The 18,447-nt window shown below is 57.8% G+C and carries 17 protein-coding genes; 6 read left to right on the top strand and 11 right to left on the bottom strand.

Annotated elements, in window-relative coordinates; all coding sequences use genetic code 11:
* Positions 1-4: 4 nt before the first annotated feature.
* Positions 5-523 carry a peptide deformylase gene (gene def, locus N879_RS13125; RefSeq protein ID WP_009460127.1) on the bottom strand — a complete coding sequence of 173 codons (519 nt, stop codon included), beginning with the start codon at positions 521-523 and terminating at the stop codon, positions 5-7.
* Positions 524-691: 168 nt separating this feature from the next.
* Here def and dprA point away from each other — a divergent pair, with 168 nt between their 5' ends.
* The 3 genes from dprA to N879_RS13140 all read left to right on the top strand — a co-directional run bounded on the left by dprA (position 692) and on the right by N879_RS13140 (position 3,340).
* Entirely contained in the window at positions 692-1,846 is a 1,155-nt protein-coding gene (gene dprA, locus N879_RS13130; protein ID WP_009460128.1) for a DNA-processing protein DprA, read from the top strand.
* 106 nt (positions 1,847-1,952) lie between these two features.
* Entirely contained in the window at positions 1,953-2,873 is a 921-nt protein-coding gene (locus tag N879_RS13135) for a hydroxymethylglutaryl-CoA lyase (protein ID WP_009460129.1), read from the top strand.
* Entirely contained in the window at positions 2,873-3,340 is a 468-nt protein-coding gene (locus N879_RS13140) for a hypothetical protein (RefSeq protein WP_009460130.1), read from the top strand. The genes N879_RS13135 and N879_RS13140 overlap by 1 nt, the downstream gene beginning before the upstream one ends.
* 245 nt (positions 3,341-3,585) lie before the next feature.
* Here N879_RS13140 and N879_RS13145 read toward each other — a convergent pair whose 3' ends face one another.
* The 8 genes from N879_RS13145 to N879_RS13180 all read right to left on the bottom strand — a co-directional run bounded on the left by N879_RS13145 (position 3,586) and on the right by N879_RS13180 (position 13,301).
* Positions 3,586-4,602: an amino acid ABC transporter substrate-binding protein gene (locus N879_RS13145; RefSeq protein WP_021447094.1), complete on the bottom strand. Its 1,017-nt coding sequence runs from the start codon at positions 4,600-4,602 to the stop codon at positions 3,586-3,588.
* Between the two features lie 89 nt (positions 4,603-4,691).
* Entirely contained in the window at positions 4,692-5,972 is a 1,281-nt protein-coding gene (locus N879_RS13150; RefSeq protein ID WP_021447095.1) for a phenylacetate--CoA ligase family protein, read from the bottom strand.
* Positions 5,973-6,225: 253 nt separating this feature from the next.
* On the bottom strand, positions 6,226-7,059 hold the full coding sequence (locus N879_RS13155) for an ABC transporter ATP-binding protein (protein ID WP_021447096.1): 834 nt from the start codon (positions 7,057-7,059) through the stop codon (positions 6,226-6,228).
* A 50-nt stretch (positions 7,060-7,109) separates the two neighbouring features.
* Entirely contained in the window at positions 7,110-8,378 is a 1,269-nt protein-coding gene (locus tag N879_RS13160; protein WP_009460132.1) for an ABC transporter substrate-binding protein, read from the bottom strand.
* 137 nt (positions 8,379-8,515) lie between these two features.
* The gene (locus N879_RS13165; RefSeq protein WP_009460133.1) at positions 8,516-9,580 is read right to left on the bottom strand and encodes a branched-chain amino acid ABC transporter permease; all 1,065 of its coding nucleotides are present in this window, start codon (positions 9,578-9,580) and stop codon (positions 8,516-8,518) included.
* Between the two features lie 12 nt (positions 9,581-9,592).
* On the bottom strand, positions 9,593-10,522 hold the full coding sequence (locus N879_RS13170; RefSeq protein WP_009460134.1) for a branched-chain amino acid ABC transporter permease: 930 nt from the start codon (positions 10,520-10,522) through the stop codon (positions 9,593-9,595).
* A gap of 11 nt (positions 10,523-10,533) precedes the next feature.
* A complete protein-coding gene (locus tag N879_RS13175) occupies positions 10,534-11,319 on the bottom strand; it encodes an ABC transporter ATP-binding protein (RefSeq protein ID WP_009460135.1) in 786 nt (261 codons plus the stop codon).
* A 14-nt stretch (positions 11,320-11,333) separates the two neighbouring features.
* Positions 11,334-13,301, bottom strand: a complete 1,968-nt coding sequence (locus N879_RS13180; protein ID WP_021447098.1) for an AMP-dependent synthetase/ligase — start codon at positions 13,299-13,301, stop codon at positions 11,334-11,336.
* Between the two features lie 175 nt (positions 13,302-13,476).
* Between N879_RS13180 and N879_RS13185 the strand changes: the two genes are divergently transcribed.
* On the top strand, positions 13,477-14,163 hold the full coding sequence (locus N879_RS13185; protein ID WP_009460136.1) for a Crp/Fnr family transcriptional regulator: 687 nt from the start codon (positions 13,477-13,479) through the stop codon (positions 14,161-14,163).
* Positions 14,164-14,192: 29 nt separating this feature from the next.
* Here N879_RS13185 and N879_RS13190 read toward each other — a convergent pair whose 3' ends face one another.
* Positions 14,193-15,161: a Bug family tripartite tricarboxylate transporter substrate binding protein gene (locus N879_RS13190; protein ID WP_009460137.1), complete on the bottom strand. Its 969-nt coding sequence runs from the start codon at positions 15,159-15,161 to the stop codon at positions 14,193-14,195.
* A 133-nt stretch (positions 15,162-15,294) separates the two neighbouring features.
* Positions 15,295-15,999 carry a YggS family pyridoxal phosphate-dependent enzyme gene (locus tag N879_RS13195; protein ID WP_031232795.1) on the bottom strand — a complete coding sequence of 235 codons (705 nt, stop codon included), beginning with the start codon at positions 15,997-15,999 and terminating at the stop codon, positions 15,295-15,297.
* 194 nt (positions 16,000-16,193) lie between these two features.
* Between N879_RS13195 and N879_RS13200 the strand changes: the two genes are divergently transcribed.
* Positions 16,194-17,483: a Glu/Leu/Phe/Val family dehydrogenase gene (locus N879_RS13200; protein ID WP_009460141.1), complete on the top strand. Its 1,290-nt coding sequence runs from the start codon at positions 16,194-16,196 to the stop codon at positions 17,481-17,483.
* A gap of 159 nt (positions 17,484-17,642) precedes the next feature.
* Entirely contained in the window at positions 17,643-18,422 is a 780-nt protein-coding gene (locus tag N879_RS13205) for an ABC transporter ATP-binding protein (protein WP_009460150.1), read from the top strand.
* Positions 18,423-18,447 lie beyond the last annotated feature (25 nt).

An 18,447-nucleotide genomic window follows, 5' to 3' on the forward strand; every position in this document is an offset into this window, starting at 1 on the left:
GCGACTATTGCCCTGCCTTCAGTGCTTCACGTTGCTGCTTGCGCAGACGGCTGCGGATACGCTCACGCTTGAGCACGGACAGGTACTCCACAAACACCTTGCCATCCAGGTGGTCCAGTTCATGCTGAACACACACGGCAAGCAGGCCATCGGCTTCTTTCTCGTACCACTCGCCTTTTTCATTCTGGGCCTTGAAGCGAATATTGGCGGCGCGCTCAACCTTGTCATAGGTATCAGGTACAGACAGGCAGCCTTCTTCGTAGACCTTCAGCTCTTCGCTTTTCCAGGTGATTTCCGGGTTGATCAGCACCAGCAATTCATTGCCGCTTTCCGATACGTCAATGACCACCACGCGCTCGTGCACGTCAACCTGCGTCGCGGCCAGCCCTACGCCGGGCGCGTCATACATGGTCTCGGCCATATCCTTGACCAGTTTGCGAATACGGTCGTCGACCTCCTGCACGGGTTTGGCAACCGTGTGCAGACGTGGGTCAGGAAATTTCAGGATAGGAAGCAAAGCCATTGTCATGTCCGAAGAAAAAGCGATAAGTCGATATAATAAAACAAGTTTCAGGGCGGCACCCGATTGCCCCGGCAGCATATGAAGCCCTAGCCCCCGAAGCGGCAGTCACACTGGATACAAACGTCCGGGCCACACAGAACAAAGATCGGTTTCGTGCCACACTACCTTATGCCTGATCATTTTAGCTCGGATGAAATCTCGGAAGAATTGCGTGCCTGGTTGCGCCTGTCGCTGGAGCCAGAGCTTGCGCCCGCCCAGGCCCGGCAATTGCTGGCTGCCTGTGGGCTTCCACCGCAAATCTATCAAAGCTCGGTTCAAACCCTGTCGCGCCATCTTCCGGCCGAACTGGCTGTGCAACTAAGCCAGGAACCACTGGACGAGCTGCAGGCGCAGATTGAACAAGCGGTGGCATGGCTCAAGCAAGCCAATCACCATATCGTGACGCTGGCTGACCCCACCTATCCCGCCTCCTTGCTGGACCTGCACGACGCTCCTTTGCTGTTATATGCCAACGGCGATCTGGGAGCCTTGCAACGCAAAGGACTGGCTATTGTGGGAGCCCGCAATGCCACCCAATCCGGCCAGGAAATCGCGACAGATTTTGCAGCTACTCTGGCCTCCAGAGGCTGGTGCATCATCAGCGGCCTGGCTAGCGGCATCGACCAGGCGGCACACAAAGGAGCGTTAAAAGCCGGCCCTTCTTCCGCAGGCACTATTGCCGTGATGGGGACGGGGCTGGACTTGGTCTACCCGGCAGCACACCGCGATCTGGCTCATCAGATCAGCGCTGACGGTCTATTGCTGAGCGAGTTTCCTTTGGGCACCCGGGCCATGCCCCATCACTTCCCACGCCGTAATCGCATTGTGGCTGCCTTGGCCAAAGGCGTACTGGTGGTTGAAGCGGCCAAACAAAGTGGCTCCCTGATCACGGCTCGTTTGGCCGGAGAATTAGGTCGAGAAGTTTTTGCCATTCCCGGCTCCATTCACTCCCCCTTGGCTCGCGGCTGCCATGCCTTGATACGCCAAGGTGCCAAACTGGTGGAAAGCGCCCAGGATATTCTGGACGAACTGGGCAATGTGCAAGGCGACTTCAATCTGGATAGGGCTCCACAAACTGGTTCAAAACCCAATCCTTATGAAGCCTTGCCCGAGGAATTGCGCCCTATTCTGGAGCGTATCGATTTTGCACCTCTCAGCCCCGAACAGCTGATGCGACGCACAGGTCTGCTGGCGACCGAACTGCCTGCCGTTCTGGCTGAACTGGAGCTGGCAGGCTGCATCGAACCCCTGGCGGACGGACGCTTTCAACGCTTGAAACCTTAAAGACCATAGGGCAGTTCCTAGGACGCCAGCCCAGGCCTTCAAGAGGTATCATGACGATTACGTAAGGGCCTTCCAGCCCCAGCCATCTACCCCTTCAGGAAACTTCATGTCATACCCATCGCGCGTCAAGATTGTGGAGGTCGGCCCTCGGGACGGCCTGCAGAACGAAAAAGAATTCATCCCCACCGACATCAAGGTCGAACTGGTCAACCGCTTGTCCCACGCCGGTTTTGTGAACGTGGAAGCCGCGTCCTTTGTCTCGCCCAAATGGGTGCCGCAAATGGCGGACGGCGCAGATGTAATGGCTGCTATCGACCGACGTCCCGGTACGATTTATTCGGTTCTGACACCCAATATGCGTGGTTTTGAAGGTGCCCTGGCCGCCAAGGCTGACGAAGTGGTGATCTTTGCCGCCGCCAGTGAGGCATTTTCCCAGCGCAATATCAATTGCAGCATCGAAGAATCGCTGGAGCGCTTTGCCCCGGTTGCCCAGGCTGCCAAAGAAGCCGGTTTGCGTCTGCGCGGCTCCATCAGCTGTTCTTTCGGCTGTCCCTATGAAGGCGCTGTGGCTCCCTCCAATGTGCTGAAAGTGGGCAAACGCCTGATCGAATTGGGCTGTGACGAGATCGATGTGGCCGACACCATCGGCGTAGGCACGGCCCGCCAGGTGTATGACGTCATGCGCATGGTAACCGAGCACATTGACCCGGCTCATGTGTCCGGCCACTTCCACGATACCTACGGCCAGGCCATCGCCAATATCGTTGCCTCCATGCAAGCTGGCATCCATATCTTTCACAGCTCCGTAGCCGGTCTGGGCGGCTGCCCCTACGCCAAGGGTGCAACCGGCAACGTCGCCACCGAAGACGTGCTGTTCCTGATGCAAGGGCTGGATATTGAAACCGGCATTGATCTGAACGCCGTGGTAGACACGGGACAATGGATTTCGGCTCATTTGAAGCGCAAATCGGCCAGCAACGCCGGTAACGCTCTGGCCGCCCGCAAGCAAGGGGCCGCCGCGTGCTGATGAGCCAAGCTCCCTCGAAAGAGGAAATTGATGCCATGTTGAAGGATCTGGGCTCGCTTCCCATTCAAGGCCGTTCCTGGCCCAAATGGGTAGCAGCCAGCGCCTGGATTGTGCTGGCCCTGATCGGCGTGCGTTTCGCGCTGGTGGCCAGCTCCCCACAAGGGGCCGCCATCAGCCCCGTCCTGGCGGGCTGCCTGGTCCTGCTGTTTACCGGCCTGATTCTGATTGCCTGGCATATGTGGCACGGCATCACCACGATTGACCAGAATGGCATACGCCAGAACTGGATCATGAAACGGGAGGTGCAATGGCAGGATATTCACTTTGCCAAATTTGTACCTCTATTCAACTCCAAGCGCCTGATCTGCTTTACCCGGCGTGGCCGCCCTGTGATTTTTCAGGGTGCCACACAGGATCTGCAAGTGGCCTTTGCCAAGATTTCGCTGGTATTGCGGCGCAAGAGCTAAGTCTCTCTGTTTGCCCCATACGGCTAACCATATGGGGATAAACCGAGAACCGTGCGTTGCAGTTAAGCAGCCTATCTATCGCCGTGTTCCAATACATGGTGATACCTACACCGAAGGTTCAGGGCAGCCCATATCGCCGGGCGAGGCAAAAAGCATATCAACGTCATCGCCCCCAGATCGAACAGTCAATAAAAAAGCAGCTCTCAAAGAGAGCTGCTTTTTGCATATCGCAAATCCCGAAAGAATTAACGAATAGGCAGACCGTAGATCAGGCCACCGTCGATCCACAAGGCGTTCAGGCCACGTTCGATTTGCAACGGGCTACCTTTACCCACGTTGCGCTCGAAGGACTCACCGTAGTTACCAACTTGCTTGATGATGTTGTAAGCCCATTTTTCGTCCAGGCCCAGGTTTTTGCCGGCACCGGGAGTCACGCCCAGCAAACGCTGGATATTGGGGTTATTGCTCTTGAGCTTCTCGTCCACGTTGGCAGCGGTCACACCCAGCTCTTCGGCGTTGAAGCTGGCCTGAATGGACCATTTCACAATGTTCAGCCATGCATCATCACCCTGACGGACGAATGGGCCCAGCGGCTCTTTGGAAATGATTTCAGGCAGCACCAGGTAGTCGTCCGGGTTCTCCATTTTGGAGATACGGATCGACGCCAGACCGGAAGCGTCGGTAGAGAACACATCACAGCGGCCAGCCACGAAAGCGTTAACCACTTCGTTGAACTGCTCGATCACTACAGGCTTGTACTCAACCTTGTTGGCACGGGCCCAGTCAGCCATGGTGTTTTCGTTAGACGTGCCAGTCTGCATACAAACCGTGGCACCGTTCAATTCCTTGGCGCTGGATACGCCCAGTTTCTTGGACACCAAAAAGCCCTGACCGTCGTAGAAGTTGATACCGGCGTGGATCGCACCGACAGCAGTGTCACGCTGCTGAGTCACGGTGGTGTTACGAGCCAACAGATCAATCTCACCGGACTGCAGAGCCGTAAAGCGCTGCTGCGAGTTCAAGGGCACCGCCTTGAATTTGCTGGCGTCGCCCAGGGTGGCGGCGGCTACCGAGCGACACACGTCGATATCCAGCCCCGTCCACGTGCCCTTGTCATCAGGGGCAGAAAAACCGGCAAATCCGGTGGTCACACCACACAGCACGTGACCGCGCTGTTTGACGTTGTCCAGGGTATCGGCCTGGGCAGCAGGCATGCTGGCCATCAAGGCCAGGACTACAGCAGAAACTGGCACAAAACGCATCGGGCTCTCCTCAAAGATATAGGTATTGACTATTTTCCAGCATAGTACCGCAGCCCGACTGCTACTTGTGTGCATATCTACATGGCTAATTAATCGTAGCTGCGTTGGTCCTCGATGACTTTACCATCCCGAGGCAAGGCTCCTGGCTCCATGAACTCCACCTGGGCACGCAGTTTGGTAATTTCACGAATCGAGTCGGCCAAAGCGCCTTCCAAACCCTCAGGCTTGGACGCGACTTCTACCTGGAACACCATCTGGTCTTGTCCACTGGCACCACGCACCACCAAGCGCGCCTGGCCCAGTTCCTTGTGACGCAGACGAATCTGCTCCACCTGCCCTGGATGCACAAACATGCCGCGCACCTTGGTGGTCTGGTCAGCCCGCCCCATCCAGCCGCGAATACGCTGGTTGGTACGACCGCAGGGAGACTGGCCGGGCATGACAGCAGACAAGTCTCCTGTCCCGAAACGCACCAGCGGATAGTCGGGGTTAAAGGAGGTCACGACCACCTCGCCCACTTCGCCCGGTGCAACCGGCTGGCCTGTACCAGGACGCACAATTTCCAGAATCAGGTTTTCATTGAGCACCAAGCCTTCGCGGGCCTGGGTTTCGTAGGCAATCATGCCCAGATCAGCGCTGCCGTAGGCCTGGTAGCCTGCCACCCCGTGCTCACTGAACCATTTTTGCAAGGAAGGCGGGTAGGCTTCGCCGGAGAACAAGGCCTTGCTCAGCCCTGGCAGCGCAATCTGCATGGACTGGGCTTTTTCCATGATGATCTTCAGAAAACTGGGGGTGCCGGTATAACCATGCGGGCGCAAATCGGCCATGGCCTGTACTTGCTGTTCGGTTTGACCCACGCCTCCTGGAAACACCGTGCAATCCAGGGCATGTGCGGCGGTCTCCATCATGGAACCAGCCGGGGTGAAGTGGTAGGAGAAGCAGTTGAAAATCAGTTCCTCGCGGCGGAAACCGGCCGCGTACAGTGCACGTGCAAAGCCCCAATAGTCCGGACGACGGCTTTCTGGCTCGTACATGGGACCGGGCGAGGCAAACACCTTGCGGGCCGCACCCCAGGCAATGGAGGAAAAGCCCCCGAATACGGACTGCGCGTAATCCGCAGACGGCGCCCCGGAGCGAGCCTGCTCGCGCGCTTCCAGCTGGGCTTTCAGCAGCTCGCTTTTACGAAACACCGGAATGGCCAGCAGATCCTCGCGGCTGCGCACGGCGGCCAGATCAACCGAACCCAGTTGCTTGGCAATCGCAGGGGCCCCTTGCGCGGCCGCTTGCAAGACCTGCGGCAAACGGGACAGTAAATCGGCTTCGCGCTCGTCCGGCTCCAGGGTTTCGCGCTCGTCGTAATATTCGCTCATCTCTCCTCCAGTGGGATGAATTGGCATTCAAACACTCCCGCGCCCAGCCGACGTTCTGTCCGCAGACAGACAGGTGTCGATACCAAGCTCTGCTACCACACCCCGTGTAGCCAGAAGCTGCCCAAAACTAAAAACGTCAAAAGGGGTCAGGGCGGCACCTTGTGTGCATCCCGATCGGTGGCCTGCTCCTGTGCTGATCCTGCTGCTTTCAATACAGGCCAGGCCCTGCTGATACATTGGAAATCCTTGGGAGTTAAGCCAGCCAGCGCTTGCGTCGTCGATAAAATTTATTGTCGCGAAAGCTCTTGCGCTCGCCCCCGGACACACCCAGATAGAACTCCTTGACGTCTTCGTTCTCGGCCAAGGCCTGGGAGGGTCCATCCATCATGACGCGGCCGTTTTCCAGGATGTAGCCGTAGTCGGCATACTTCAGGGCCACGTTGGTGTTTTGCTCGGCCAGCAAGAAGCTGACGCGCTCGCGCTGATTCAGGTCACGCACGATCTCGAAAATTTCTTCCACCACCTGTGGTGCCAGGCCCATGGAGGGTTCATCCAGCAAGATCATGCCCGGGTCGGCCATCAAGGCACGGCCAATGGCACACATTTGCTGCTCCCCGCCCGAGGTATAGCCGGCCTGACTGGTACGGCGCTGCTTCAGACGCGGAAAATACTGGTACACCTTGTCCAGCTCGGCGCTCAGGTCACCGCGCGACAAGGAACGGGTATAGGCCCCGGTCAGCAAGTTCTCTTCAATGCTCAGGTGCGCAAAACAATGACGCCCCTCCATCACCTGCACCACGCCGCGCTTGACCAGATCCGCCGGAGTCAGCTGATCAATACGTTCGCCACGCAGATGGATCTGGCCTTTGGTCACATCGCCACGCTCGGCGCGCAGCAAGTTCGATACGGCCCGCAAGGTCGTGGTTTTACCGGCACCGTTGGCGCCCAGCAAGGCAACAATCCGCCCCTCTGGCACACGCAAGGACACGCCCTTGAGCACCAGAATGACGTGGTTGTAAATCACTTCGATGCCATTGACGTCCAACAAGATGGGCGTCTCATCCACTTGGCCTACGGTCTCACTCATAATCTTCCCCACGCAATGCAGTGCCCAGGGCGAACCCTGGGCGCCTGGGTTTAGCCTTCGCAGGTGCGAGGCGTAATTTTCTTCTCGGCGGCGTATTTAGCCGACATTTCCTTGACTAAAGGATCGACAAACTTCTTGTCGGACTGATACCAGTCGGACACGACGTCGAACTTGCTGCCGTCCCACTGCACGATACGGGCCCAGTCATCACCCATGTGGTTGTTGCACGAGGTTTTGACGGGACGCATGATGCCTTCAAAGCCCAGCTCTTTCAGGCGTGCTTCGTCCAGATTCAGGTTCTCGAAGCCCCAACGCACTTGCTCGGGGGTCATGTGCTGACCTTTACCGAACTTCTCTTGTGCGGTGCGAATCGCTTCAACCTGCATCATGGAAATCATCATGCCGCGGGTGTGAGCCAGCGTGCCGACGTACTTGTCACCGTTTTCAGCGCCTTTGCCTTTGGCGTGCATCTCGCGCACAGCGTCATGCACCGGACCGTCCCCAGCACTGTTGTGAATGGTGATGCCCTTGTAGCCCTTGGCGGTCTGGCCCAGATCGACCACATCGCTCTCGGAAGCAGCCCACCAGATGCCGTAGATCTTGTCGCGTGGGTAACCCACAGCCTGAGCTTCACGGATGGCGGTAGGCGTCATGATCCCGGCGCTCCACAGCAGGACGAAGTCAGGACGGTTCTTGCGCACTTGCAGCCAGGTGGATTTCTGTTCCACGCCAGGGGCGGTCACAGGGTACAGATCCAGCTTGAAGCCTTGTTCCTTGGCGCGTGCTTGCAACAGGGCGATAGGCTCCTTGCCGTACGGCGAGTCGTGATAAACCAGAGCAATGCGCTGGTCCTTCAGCTTGTCCTCGCCCACTTGCTTGGCGATGTCCTGGATCATGACGTCAGCCGCAGTCCAGTAGGTACCCAGCAGCGGGAAGTTCCACTCGAATACCGCACCGTTAGCCGAGTGCGACAGGCCGTAGCCCATGGTCTCAATGGTCACGCCATCCACAAAGGCCTTGTCGGTCAGCGCGAACGTAATGCCCGTGGACTGGGTGTCAAAACCAGACGCCCCCCCGTTCTTGCCTTTCATGCGCTCGTAGCACTCTACGCCACGGTCGGTGGCGTACGCCGTTTCACACTCTTCGTATACCAGCTTGACGCCATTCACACCGCCGTCACGTTCATTGACCAGAGCCAGATAGTCCAGCTTGCCATCCGCCCATGGAATACCCAGTGGGGCAAAGGAGCCGGTGCGGTAGGTCAGCAAGGGAATGTACTGTTCCTCGGCTGCTACAGCGGCTGTACTCATGGTCAGCATTGCAGCGCAAGCACTCAAACCGAGCACAGCGCGTTTCAGTCGTGTTGTCATCTCCTGGTCCTCCGATAAGTACCATTTGTCTAAGTACCCCGTCCCGATTGGCGGGGCTGTTGTTGTAATGAACTGCCTACCTGCTGTTAATGGGGGAAGGGCCACAAGCGCAGCTTTTCCTTACCAATACTCCAGAGTCGAGCCAAACCGTGCGGCTCCACAATCAAGAAAAATACGATCAGGGCACCGAATACCATGTGTTCAATATGCGAGGCTGTATCCACGCCAATAGACACACCAAACCAGTGCGGCACGTTGGTCAGGAACACGGGCAGCAAGACCATGAACGCGGCACCGAAAAAGCTGCCTACGATCGAGCCCAGACCACCGATGATGACGATGAACAGCAACTGCAAGGAGCGGTTCAGGTCAAAGGCCAGCGGCTCCCAGGAACCCAGGTGCACAAAAGCCCACAAGGCACCGGCCACACCGATGATGAAAGAGCTGACGGCAAAGGCGGTGAGCTTGGCGTAGACCGGACGAATACCAATCACTTCTGCGGCCACGTCCATGTCACGAATGGCCATCCATTGGCGGCCAATCGCACCACGCACCAAATTCTTGGCCAGCAGAGCAAACACCACCACGAAGATCAGCACGAACAGGTACTTCTGCATGGGGGTTTGAACCGGCAAGCCAAAGGCGCTCAAGGCAGGCACCGACACGTTGCCGGAAGGCGAGTAGTTCGTGAAGAAGGCAATACGCAGGAAAGCCCAATCCACAAAGAACTGTGCGGCCAAGGTCGTGACGGCCAGGTACAAGCCACGGATACGCAAGCTGGGGATACCAAAGGCCACGCCTACCAAGGTGGCGAACACGCCGCCCAGCAGGATCTGCAGGACCAGTGGCAGCTCCGGAATACGGACACCAAAGTTCCAGGCGGCATACGCACCCACAGCCATGAAAGCACCCGAACCGATGGAAATCTGGCCGCAATAGCCCACCAGAATGTTCAGGCCAATCGCTGCCAAAGACAGGATCAGAAAGGGGATCAGAATAGCTTGCAGGAAGTAGTTGGATGCCATGGCTGGCACCAGCAGGAATGCCACCAGCAACAAGCCCAACACCACATAGCGATCCTGGCGGATGGGAAAAATCTGCTGGTCAGCCCGATAGCTGCTTTTGAACTGACCATTTTCGCGGTAAATCATATCGACTCCACCTCAGACGCGATCAATAATCTTCTCGCCGAACAGACCTTGTGGTCGGAACAGCAGGAACACCAGGGCCAGCACATAAGCAAACCAGATCTCGATGCCGCCACCTACATAAGGGCCCAGGTAAACCTCGGACACTTTCTCGCCCACACCGATAATCAGGCCACCCACAATAGCGCCGGGCACCGAGGTCAGACCACCCAGAATCACCACCGGCAAGGCGCGCAGCGCTGCGGTCGACAAGGTGAACTGCACCCCGTATTTGGAGCCCCAGATAATGCCGGCAACCAGAGCCACCAAACCGGCTACGGTCCAGACCACCACCCAGATACGGTTCAAGGGAATACCAATGGATTGCGCTGCCTGATGATCGTCCGCCACCGCACGCAGGGCGCGGCCCACGCTGGTGTATTGGAAGAAGATGGCCAGGGCCACAACCAGCAAGGCCGCCACCACGGCCGAGCTCAAGTCTTCCAGACTGACCAGCACACCGCCTTCAAACATGGACTCCAGAATGAAAGCCGGGTCTTTGGGCATGCCCACATCAATGGAATACACGGAGCTGCCAAACACGATCTGACCCAGACCGTCGAGCAGATAGCTGATACCGATCGTGGCCATCAGCAAGGTTGTGCCTTCCTGATTCACCAGATAGCGCAGCACCCAGCGCTCAATGACGACGGCCAGCACAAACATCAAGATGGCCGAGACAATGAAAGCCAGCACATTGCCCAGGATGCCCGGCTCCATGCCCAGCAACTGCGGAATCCACTGGGACAGACGGGCCATGGCCAGCGCGGCCACCAGCACCATGGCGCCCTGTGCAAAGTTAAAGACACCCGATGCTTTGAAGATCAGCACAAAGCCCAGCGCGACCAGGGCGTACAACATCCCGCTCATCAGCCCGCCCAGCAAGGTTTCAAGAAAAAATGCCATGTCCGTTCCCCTCAATGGCCAGCGCCAAGATAGGCGCGAATGACGTCCGGGTTTTGTCGTACTTCGTCCGGTACTCCGTCACCAATTTTCTTGCCATAGTCCAGGACCACCACACGGTCCGAAATATCCATGACCACGCCCATATCGTGTTCAATCAAAACAATCGTGGTGCCGTACTCTTCGTTCACATCCAGAATGAAGCGACACATATCCTGCTTTTCTTCGATGTTCATGCCCGCCATGGGCTCATCCAGTAGCAGAATGCTCGGTTGCATCGCCAGTGCCCTCCCCAGGTCAACCCGCTTTTGCAGGCCGTAAGGCAAGCGTCCTACCGGCGTTTTGCGGTAGGCCTGGATTTCCAGAAAGTCGATGATGCCTTCCACATATTCACGGTTGCGAATCTCTTCACGCTCGGCACCACCCAGTCGGAAAGCCTGGGCAAACACCCCGCTTTTCATGTGCAGATTGCGGCCGGTCATGATGTTGTCCAGCACACTCATGCCCTTGAACAGAGCCAGGTTCTGAAAGGTGCGGGCAATGCCCTGCTCGGCGGTGTGACGCGAGTTCATGCGGGCATAACTCTGGTCACGCAAGACAATCTCGCCTTGTTGTGGTGCATACACGCCATTGATGACGTTCAGCATGGAGCTTTTGCCTGCGCCGTTCGGGCCGATGATGGAGCGGATCTCGTGCTCACGGATGTTGAACGAGATGTCGGTCAGCGCTTTCACACCACCAAAGGACAGCGAAATATTCTTCAAATCCAGTACCACTGGGCCAATGCGACGGCCCGGCATTTGCGCCTCACTCATCATGCGCTCCTTGCTGCTGCGTCTGTCATGCGCTCAATGTGCAGGTCTGCCGAAATGCGACCGCTGCGCCCATCCTCAAACTTCACTTCTGTCTCCACAAACTGCCTGTCCAGGCCATTGAACAGGGCGTCGACCAGAACCTTGTACTTTTGCGCGATAAAGCCGCGACGTACTTTGCGGGTACGGGTCAGTTCATCGTCATCGGGGTCCAGCTCTTTGTGCAGAATCAGGAAGGCACTGATGCGAGATCCGGCTAGCTTGGGATCATTCGCCAGATCAGCATTGACCTGAGCCACACAGTCCCGAATCAGGGCATAGACCTCGGGTTTGCCCGCCAGATCGGTGTAACCGGCATAGGGCAGGTTGCGACGTTCGGCCCAGTTACCCACGGCTTCCAGATCAATATTGATAAAGGCACACACTTCCTCCTGACCATCGCCAAAAGCCACGGCTTCCTTGATGAAGGGGAAGAACTTGAGCTTGTTCTCGATGTACTTGGGTGCAAACAAGGAACCATCAGCCAGCTTGCCCACGTCCTTGGCACGGTCGATGATCTTTAACTGACCATCGGTATCCAGATAACCGGCATCACCCGTGTGGTACCAGCCGTCCTCGGTAAAGGACTCGGCGGTGGACTCGGGGTTGCGGTAGTACTCCTTGAACAGGCCGGGGCTGCGCACCTGAATTTCACCGTTATCGGCCACGCGGATTTCCACGCCTTTCACAGGTGGGCCTACGGTGTCGGCACGCACATGGCCGTCTTCCTGGACGCAGACGAATACCGAGGTCTCGGTAGCGCCATAGAGCTGCTTCAGGTTGATGCCAATGGAACGGTAAAAGTCGAACAGGTCGGGGCCAATAGCTTCACCGGCGGTGTAAGCCACACGCACGCGGCTCATGCCCAGGGCATTCCGCAAGGGGCCGTAGATCAGGATATTGCCCACGCCATAGCACAGACGATCCCACATCCCCACGCCGGGGCGCTTGTCCAGAATCTGCACACCCACACGGTGCGCCAGAGACATGAAACGCTTGTACAAGGCGCGCTTCAGGGCACCGGCATCTTCCATGCGGATAGTCACTTGCGTGAGCAAGCCTTCCAGCACGCGGGGAGGCGCAAAGTAATAGGTCGGGCCAATATCGTGCAGATCGATGGACACGGTTTCGGGTGACTCAGGGTGATTCACCGTAAAGCCCGTGACCAGGAACTGCGTGTAGGAAAACATGTTCTGCCCGATCCAGGCGGGGGGCAGATAGGCCAGCACTTCCTCGGCATCGGTCAGCGATTCCAGTTCCTGAATGGCCAGGCCACGATCCACCAGCGCGCCGTGAGTCAGTACCACACCCTTGGGCTTGCCGGTGGTGCCGGAGGTGTAGAACATGGCGGCGGCATGGTCAGGCGTAATGGCCTTCCAGATGCGTCGCACACAGTCCGGATCCCGCGCCAATTGCAGGCGGCCCTGCTCCATGACCTGCTCGATGTATTGCAGCTGTTCTTGCTGATAATTGCGCAGACCGCGTGGGTCGTCATAGATCAGCGCATCCAGATCGGGGCACTGGTCCCAGACTTCCAGCAGCTTGTCGACCTGCTCCTGGTCCTCGACCACGGCCACGCGTATGCTGGCATCCAGCAATACGTGCAGCATTTCCTGGGCTACCGCATCCTGATACAAAGGCACGGGCACAGCGCCCAGCATTTGCGCCGCCATCATGGCCAGGTACAGGCGCGGGCGGTTTTCACCGATCACCGCGACGTGCTGACCGTCTTTGACACCCAGCCCGGCCAGGCCCGCAGCCAGTTGCTCGGCCTGTTCAGCCAGCTCTTGCCACGTCCAGGTCTGCCAGATTCCCAGGTCTTTTTCGCGCATGGCAACTTTGTTGCCGCGCACCTGGGCATGGTGTTCTATCCAGGCTGGGAAGGTGCCGGGTAAACCCGCTACCTGCTCTTTATCCATCCGCACAACCATGTCTCCTCCGAATTTTCCCGGCTTGTTATGGTCCAGGAGGCTGCTTATGATTGCGGCAGAAGGCAGATGTTATGCCCTCAAGCTATTTGCAGCCTGTTAATAATCAAGTTATCGGTTGCCCGTCCCGAAGATTGTCACGGACATGACATTCGACCTTTATCGAGGGTTAATCCTCATGCATGTTGTAGATGCTTTATCGGAGCGAGCCGCCTGGTTTCGCTTGTTGACACCCGAGCTGCAAGAGCGTGTCCGCCGCGACACACTGATCACCGCATACGAGGCCGGGGCCATCGTCGAACGCAAGGGAGAACGCGCCACCGCGTGGATTGGCGTGCTCTCGGGTTTGCTCAAAGTGTCGGTGGGAAATTCCGAAGGCAAGATCGCTTCCATGACCGGGGTACCCGCCGGTGGCTGGATAGGCGAAGGCTCCTTGCTGAAAAACGAAGAGCGCAAATACGATGTGGTCGCCTTGCGCGACAGCCAGGTGGCCCGCTTGCCCGTACACAGTTTTAACGATTTGCTGGACCAGAGCATTGCTTTCAACCGCTACCTCCTGCATCAGCTCAATGAACGTGTGGCGCAATTTATCGGCAAGGCGGAATACAACAGCCTGTCTACCCCCGATGCCCGCGTGGCACGCTGTCTGGCAGAGCTGTTCAACCCGCTGCTCTACCCCGGAAAAGGTCTGCGCCTGGACATTACCCAGGAGGAGATCGGCTACCTGGCGCGTGTGTCGCGCCAACGAGCCAACCAGGCCCTGCGCCAACTGGAAAACGAAGGGCTGTTGTTGATCAAGTATGGTGGCGTCCAGGTGCTGGACCTGGACGGTCTGAAACGTTACGGCGATGAATATGCCGCCTGATTATGCGGCCACTGTGGGCCGCATCAAGGTCAATCCATACGGATGCCCGCACGCTCGATAACCGTGGCCCATTCAGCGCGTTCACGCTGGGCGTAAGCCTGGAATTCATCGGGCGTCATGGGCATGGGTTCCACCCCCATCTCGCGAATACGCTGATCCAGCTCGGGCGTTTTCAGGGCCTGCATCAAGTCCTGGCTCAAGCGTTGACGGGCGCCTTCGTCCATCTTGGGTGGGCCCACCAAACCTTGCCAGGCATAGGCGTAGAAGTCGGCAATACCCGCTTCGGCCATGGTTGGCACATCAGGCAACAGACTACTACGCTCGGGCGTGGCAACCGCCAGCACCCGCAATTTGCCGGCCTTGATGTTGGATAGCGCTGCGGCGGAATCCACAAAGGACATATCCACCTGACCGCCCAGCAAATCCTGAATGGCGGGTGCGGCTCCCTTGTAAGGCACGTGCACGATCTTGGTGTCCGTGCGCTGCTTGAACATCTCCAAAGCCAAATGGTGTGGAGAGCCACTGCCAGCGGACGAGGACGTCAGCTTTTCAGGTTGTTTACGCGCTGCTTCCAACAGATCGGCCACGGTTTTATAGGGCGACTCCTGTGGCACTGCCAGCATCAGGGGGAAGCGGGCCAGACCGCCCACATAGGTGAAGGCAGCCGGGTCGTATTGCAGCTTGCTGTACAAAGAGGAGTTAAAGGCCAGCGTGCCTGAATCAGCCGTGCCTACGGTATAGCCATCGGGCTTGGCATTGCTGACGTAGGTTGCGCCAATAATGGTGGCGGCCCCCGGTTTGTTTTCCACAATCAAGGTCTGGCCCAGGCTGCTTTCCAGCTGCTTGGCGACCAGCCGGGCAATCACATCTGAACCGCCGCCTGCAGGATAAGGGACTACCCAGGTGACGGCAGACTGGGGCCAGTCTGCTGCCAAGGCCGTTCCTGTCAGGCTGGCGCTTAGCAACAGCACACCGGCTCCAAAGTTCTTCCAATGCATGATGTCTCCTCCATGCGTGTAGACAGCGCTTTTGGCGCTATTTTTTTAAGTTTTAAGCATCCCGTCCGGGATGCGCAGAGACATTATGCGCGGACAGCCCTGCACAGGGCATTAGTAACGATGCGGATATCGATTAGCTGTAATCGCGTGCGCCAAACAGGGCCGAACCCACTCGCACTTCAGTGGAACCTTCCTGAATCGCCAGCTCGAAGTCACCGCTCATGCCCATGGACAGGCCTTGCACCTGTTCATGGCCCAACTCCACCAGACGATCGCGCCACTGGCGCAGGCTGGCAAAGCAGGCGCGAACTGCCTGGGGGTCATCGCTATTGACGGCCATGGTCATCAGACCACGGACCTTCAAGGTATCGAGCGAACGCAGGGACTGCATGAAGGCGGGCAGTTCTTCAGGGGCCAAACCAAATTTGCTGGGCTCGGGCGAGGTCTTGACCTGGATCAGCACGTCCAGGCTACGCTGCTCGTTTTGCAGGTGTCGATCCAGGGCCTGAGCCAGGGACAAACGGTCCAAAGACTGTACTTCGCTGGCCAAGCGTGCAATATCTTTAGCCTTATTGCTCTGCAGATGGCCTATCATCACCCACTGCACCGCGCGATCGGCCAGCTCTGCCTGCTTGTCTCGAATCTCCTGAACCTTGTTCTCGCCCATTCGCGACAGGCCCAAATCCAGGGCTTGAGCCAGCACGGGCACAGGAAAGGTTTTGCTTACCGGTAAAAGAGCCACCGCATCAGCAGGGCGGCCGGCCTGCAAGCAAGCCTGTTCGATACGTTGGCGCAATTGCGCCAAGCGACCAGAAAGGGAAGAGTCAGAAGAAGCCATCAATGCACACGCACCCAGATAAAACCATCGCAAACGCTGCAAACACAACAGCGGCCATTTCCGATAGCATAACTGTTGCACACGGCCACCGCTAAGCCCATCCACAGCGTGTTTGCCAGGTTCTGCGTCTGTGCGCAATCACACGTCTTCACTGTGTACTCGTATCCCGTTTCCCCAACCTTATCGAGGAGCTCATGACAGATCGTCCCACCCATGCTTTGCCGTCATACCTGAACGCCGACGACGTCGGCCCGTGGGGTATTTATCTCGAACAAGTGGAGCGAGTCACTCCGTATCTGGGCAAACTGTCCCGATGGGTTGAAACACTCAAGCGCCCCAAGCGCACGCTGATTGTCGACGTACCCATTGAACTGGATAACGGCACCGTGGCCCACTTCGAGGGCTACCGCGTTCAGCACAATACTTCCCGTGGCCCAGGCAAGGGCGGCGTGCGCTACCACCAGGATGTCACCCTGTCCGAAGTGATGGCTCTGGCTGCCTGGATGTCGATCAAATCGGCTGCCGTGAACCTGCCATTTGGCGGTGCCAAGGGCGGTATTCGTATTGACCCGCGCAACCACTCCCAGGCCGAACTGGAGCGCATCACCCGCCGCTACACCAGCGAAATCGGTGTGATTATTGGCCCCAACAAGGACATTCCAGCCCCGGACGTGAACACCAACGCCCAGACCATGGCCTGGATGATGGACACCTACTCCATGAATGTCGGTGGCACCAGCACCGGCGTAGTCACCGGCAAGCCTGTCTCCCTGGGCGGTAGCCTGGGCCGTGTGGAAGCCACTGGCCGCGGCGTGTATACCGTGGGTTGTGAAGCGGCCCGCGACGCCGGTATCGACCTGAATGGCGCCCGCGTCATTGTGCAAGGCTTCGGTAACGTGGGTGGCACCGCTGCCCGCCTGTTCCAGGAAGCCGGTGCCAAGGTGCTGGCCGTACAGGATCACACCGGCACGGTATACAACCCCAACGGTCTGGACGTACTGGCCTTGCTGAACCACATGGAACAGCACAAAGGTCTGGCCGGAGCGCCCAATGCCGAGGCCATTTCCAACGAAGACTTCTGGCATATCGAAACCGATCTGCTGATCCCGGCCGCGCTGGAGGGCCAGATCAACAAGAGCAATGCCGACCGCATCCGCGCCCGCATCGTGATCGAAGGCGCCAACGGCCCCACCACCCCGGAAGCCGACGACATCCTGAACGACAAGGGCGTGATCATTGTTCCGGACGTGGTAGCCAACGCCGGTGGCGTAACCGTGTCCTACTTCGAATGGGTCCAGGACTTCTCCAGCTTCTTCTGGACCGAGGACGAGATCAACAACCGTCTGGAAATGATGATGCGCTCGGCCTACACCACGGTGGCGGCGGTTGCCAAAGAGCACAACGTCACCTTGCGTACGGCTGCCTTTATCGTGGGTTGCGCCCGCATTCTGGAATCTCGTCAAGTACGCGGCCTGTATCCATAAACTCATAAGGCGGCGTACCCGGTTTATGCCGCTTTTTATGAGCAAAATACAGCGCTTGTGCAAAAAAAACAGGGGGAAAGCGGTAGAATCGGGGCATCCAGGATATGACACCCGTATGAAACCCTTACCCCCTTTCTCTTTGACCGCAAGGACGTTGCTGTGAATAACAATGACCTGAACGCGGCGGTCCAGGTACGCGACATCCACAAACGCTTTGGCACCAACGAGGTGCTCAAGGGCATTTCCCTGCAAGCTCACAAGGGCGACGTGCTCTCCATTATTGGAGCCTCCGGCTCGGGCAAGAGTACCCTGCTGCGCTGCATTAACCATCTGGTCGTCCCCGATCAGGGCGAAATCCAGATCGGCAATGACATTTTGCGCAGCCATCGCAATCGCAAGGGCATTTGCCAGACAGACAATCCGCGCCTGCTGGAACAAGTCCGCGCCCGCTTGGGGATGGTGTTTCAGAACTTCAATCTGTGGTCGCACCGCACGGTGCTGCAAAACGTCACCGAAGGCCCCATCCATGTCAAAGGCCGCCCGGCCCGTGAAGCGGCTGAATACGCCCGCGAACTGCTGGGCAAGGTGGGCCTGAGCAACAAATGCGATGCCTACCCGGCCGAACTGTCCGGTGGTCAGCAGCAGCGCGTGGCCATTGCCCGTGCCCTGGCCATGGACCCGGATGTCCTGCTGTTTGACGAACCGACTTCGGCGCTGGACCCGGAAATGGTGGGCGAAGTACTACGTGTGATTCGCCAGCTGGCCCAGGAAGGCCGCACCATGATCCTGGTCACCCACGAAATGAATTTTGCGCGTGACGTCTCTTCCGAGACCATTTTCATGCACAACGGCCTGATTGAAGAACGTGGCCATCCCAAAGATCTGTTCGATAGGCCACAATCCGAGCGTCTACAGCAGTTTCTACAACCAATGCAGTAAGATCATCGCTTCGTGAATACGACAC

The sequence above is a fragment of the Alcaligenes sp. EGD-AK7 genome, assembly GCF_000465875.3.
Classification (GTDB): Bacteria; Pseudomonadota; Gammaproteobacteria; order Burkholderiales; family Burkholderiaceae_B; genus Alcaligenes; species Alcaligenes phenolicus.

What these genes read in the sequence shown, in the direction of transcription:
- N879_RS13185 (WP_009460136.1), top strand. Translation starts at nt 13,477, where the DNA reads ATGCATGTTGTAGATGCTTTATCGGAGCGAGCCGCCTGGTTTCGCTTG.
- N879_RS13145 (WP_021447094.1), bottom strand. Translation starts at nt 4,602, where the DNA reads ATGCGTTTTGTGCCAGTTTCTGCTGTAGTCCTGGCCTTGATGGCCAGC.
- N879_RS13150 (WP_021447095.1), bottom strand. Translation starts at nt 5,972, where the DNA reads ATGAGCGAATATTACGACGAGCGCGAAACCCTGGAGCCGGACGAGCGC.
- N879_RS13135 (WP_009460129.1), top strand. Translation starts at nt 1,953, where the DNA reads ATGTCATACCCATCGCGCGTCAAGATTGTGGAGGTCGGCCCTCGGGAC.
- N879_RS13140 (WP_009460130.1), top strand. Translation starts at nt 2,873, where the DNA reads ATGAGCCAAGCTCCCTCGAAAGAGGAAATTGATGCCATGTTGAAGGAT.
- N879_RS13160 (WP_009460132.1), bottom strand. Translation starts at nt 8,378, where the DNA reads ATGCTGACCATGAGTACAGCCGCTGTAGCAGCCGAGGAACAGTACATT.
- N879_RS13195 (WP_031232795.1), bottom strand. Translation starts at nt 15,999, where the DNA reads ATGGCTTCTTCTGACTCTTCCCTTTCTGGTCGCTTGGCGCAATTGCGC.
- N879_RS13190 (WP_009460137.1), bottom strand. Translation starts at nt 15,161, where the DNA reads ATGCATTGGAAGAACTTTGGAGCCGGTGTGCTGTTGCTAAGCGCCAGC.
- N879_RS13170 (WP_009460134.1), bottom strand. Translation starts at nt 10,522, where the DNA reads ATGGCATTTTTTCTTGAAACCTTGCTGGGCGGGCTGATGAGCGGGATG.
- N879_RS13165 (WP_009460133.1), bottom strand. Translation starts at nt 9,580, where the DNA reads ATGATTTACCGCGAAAATGGTCAGTTCAAAAGCAGCTATCGGGCTGAC.
- N879_RS13180 (WP_021447098.1), bottom strand. Translation starts at nt 13,301, where the DNA reads ATGGTTGTGCGGATGGATAAAGAGCAGGTAGCGGGTTTACCCGGCACC.
- dprA (WP_009460128.1), top strand. Translation starts at nt 692, where the DNA reads ATGCCTGATCATTTTAGCTCGGATGAAATCTCGGAAGAATTGCGTGCC.
- N879_RS13175 (WP_009460135.1), bottom strand. Translation starts at nt 11,319, where the DNA reads ATGCCGGGCCGTCGCATTGGCCCAGTGGTACTGGATTTGAAGAATATT.
- N879_RS13200 (WP_009460141.1), top strand. Translation starts at nt 16,194, where the DNA reads ATGACAGATCGTCCCACCCATGCTTTGCCGTCATACCTGAACGCCGAC.
- def (WP_009460127.1), bottom strand. Translation starts at nt 523, where the DNA reads ATGGCTTTGCTTCCTATCCTGAAATTTCCTGACCCACGTCTGCACACG.
- N879_RS13155 (WP_021447096.1), bottom strand. Translation starts at nt 7,059, where the DNA reads ATGAGTGAGACCGTAGGCCAAGTGGATGAGACGCCCATCTTGTTGGAC.